Origin of the sequence: Clostridium tagluense, assembly GCF_003865095.1 — a bacterium.
Lineage (GTDB): Bacteria > Bacillota > Clostridia > Clostridiales > Clostridiaceae > Clostridium_AD > Clostridium_AD tagluense.
The window spans coordinates 1-1,913 of record NZ_BHYK01000092.1 but is presented as its reverse complement, the minus strand read 5'-3'; the positions used below and the strand labels follow the sequence as shown (position 1 = coordinate 1,913).

The 1,913-nt window shown below is 36.9% G+C and carries 1 protein-coding gene; it reads left to right on the top strand.

Annotated elements, in window-relative coordinates:
- The first annotated feature begins 419 nt into the window (after positions 1-419).
- Positions 420-1,826 carry a group II intron reverse transcriptase/maturase gene (gene ltrA / locus Ctaglu_RS24565; RefSeq protein WP_125006689.1) on the top strand — a complete coding sequence of 469 codons (1,407 nt, stop codon included), beginning with the start codon at positions 420-422 and terminating at the stop codon, positions 1,824-1,826.
- The last annotated feature ends 87 nt before the right edge of the window (positions 1,827-1,913 follow it).

Sequence of the window (1,913 nt, the reverse complement as noted above, 5' to 3'; positions counted from 1 at the left end):
TGTGCGCCCGGCATGGACGCAATCTAATGGGTGAAAGTCCCTAGCACGGGTTAATAGTGCCAAGTGCATAGCTTAAGACAAGGGTGTCCATGGTGACGTGGAATCTGAAGGAAGTCGGCGGCAAAACTCTGGTCTGACGAATAGAAACTACATATAAGGCATGTGCTTGTGGGTAAGTTTGCATAACATAACGAAGCCCAAAACTATTCGAAACAAGTGGTGTAAATGTAGCAGATAGATGGAGTGAAAGATTGTGTTCTTACCCGGGGAGATCTTAGGTAAATGTTATAGAGATGAATTTTGAAATAACAACCTTTGCAGTGATGTAAAGTTGAAATCTAAGAAGTCAGCAGACGTCATAGTAGCAGAAGGTTCATGAGCCTTCGGTGAAGGACTGAACGATAGGAGGTTTTGAAACTTTGAAAAACACAAAGAAATGTGATAAAAGCAGACAACTTCATAATGAAGGTTACCTACAAAAGGATAGAGTGGAACTCGAAGAGTATGTAGGAGCGCCGAGCATTTCATTGACGATAGAAAAGAGACAGAACGCCGAAAATAAATACACCAATGGACTGTTTGAAAGGATTATTGACAGAAACAACTTAAATCAAGCATTTAAGAAAGTTAGAGCTAATAAAGGTAGTCATGGAGTTGATGGTATGAAGGTAGATGAACTTCTACAATACTTGAAAGAAAATGGCGCCAGCCTTCGGCAATTACTATTGGAAGGTAGGTATAAACCTAATCCAGTAAGGCGAGTAGAAATACCTAAGCCTGATGGAAAGAAACGACCACTAGGAATACCAACTGCTGTAGACAGAGTAATACAACAAGCTATCGCTCAAGTTCTAAATCCAATATTTGAAGAGAAATTTTCGGATAATAGTTATGGATTTAGACCAAATAGAAGTGCACACCAAGCAATTGGAAAATGCAAAGAATACATGGATAAAGGTTACAAGTGGGCAGTAGATATTGATTTGGAGAAATACTTCGATACTGTAAATCATGACAAATTAATAGGATTCGTTTATAAAGAAGTAAAGGATGTTAGGGTAATATCCCTTATAAGAAAATATCTTCAAGCGGGAGTAATGGAAAGAGGAATTTTTAATACCTCTCAAAAAGGTGTACCGCAAGGTGGCAATCTTTCACCATTACTTAGTAATGTCATGTTAAATGAGCTGGATAAAGAGTTAGAAAAGCGAGGATTGCACTTCAGTCGGTATGCTGACGACTGTAATATTTATTTAAAATCAAAGAAGTCAGCATACCGTGTAATGGCAAGTATAACAAGGTTTATAGAAGAGGATTTGAAACTCAAAGTCAATAAAGACAAGAGCAAGGTCGACAGACCGTGGAAGTTGAAGTATTTGGGATTTACATTTTATCCAAAGAAAGGTGAAATGGGAATAAGAGTACACCAAAATTCTGTTAAGAAACTTAAAAGTAAGCTCAAAGAAATAACAGGAAGAAGTAATGCTATGAGTATGGAACTTCGTGCTATTAAACTAAGACAAGTTATAGTTGGATGGGTAAATTATTTTAAATTAGCAGATATGAAAAGTATACTTAAAACCTTAGACGAGTGGCTAAGACGAAGGATTCGCTTATGTTATTGGAAACAATGGAAGAGAATTAAAACAAAACATGATAATCTCAAAAGGCTTGGTATTGATGAATACAAAGCTTGGGAATATGCGAATACAAGAAAAGGCTATTGGAGAATATCCCATAGCCCAGTCTTAACAAGAACTCTAACTAATAAATACCTTAAAGAACAAGGCTTTATAACCTTAACTGAAAAATTTATGATTAGGTAATTCTTATTGAACCGCCGTGTACCGAACGGTACGCACGGTGGTGTGAGAGGTCGCTAAATAAATTAATTATTTAGCTCCTACTCGATT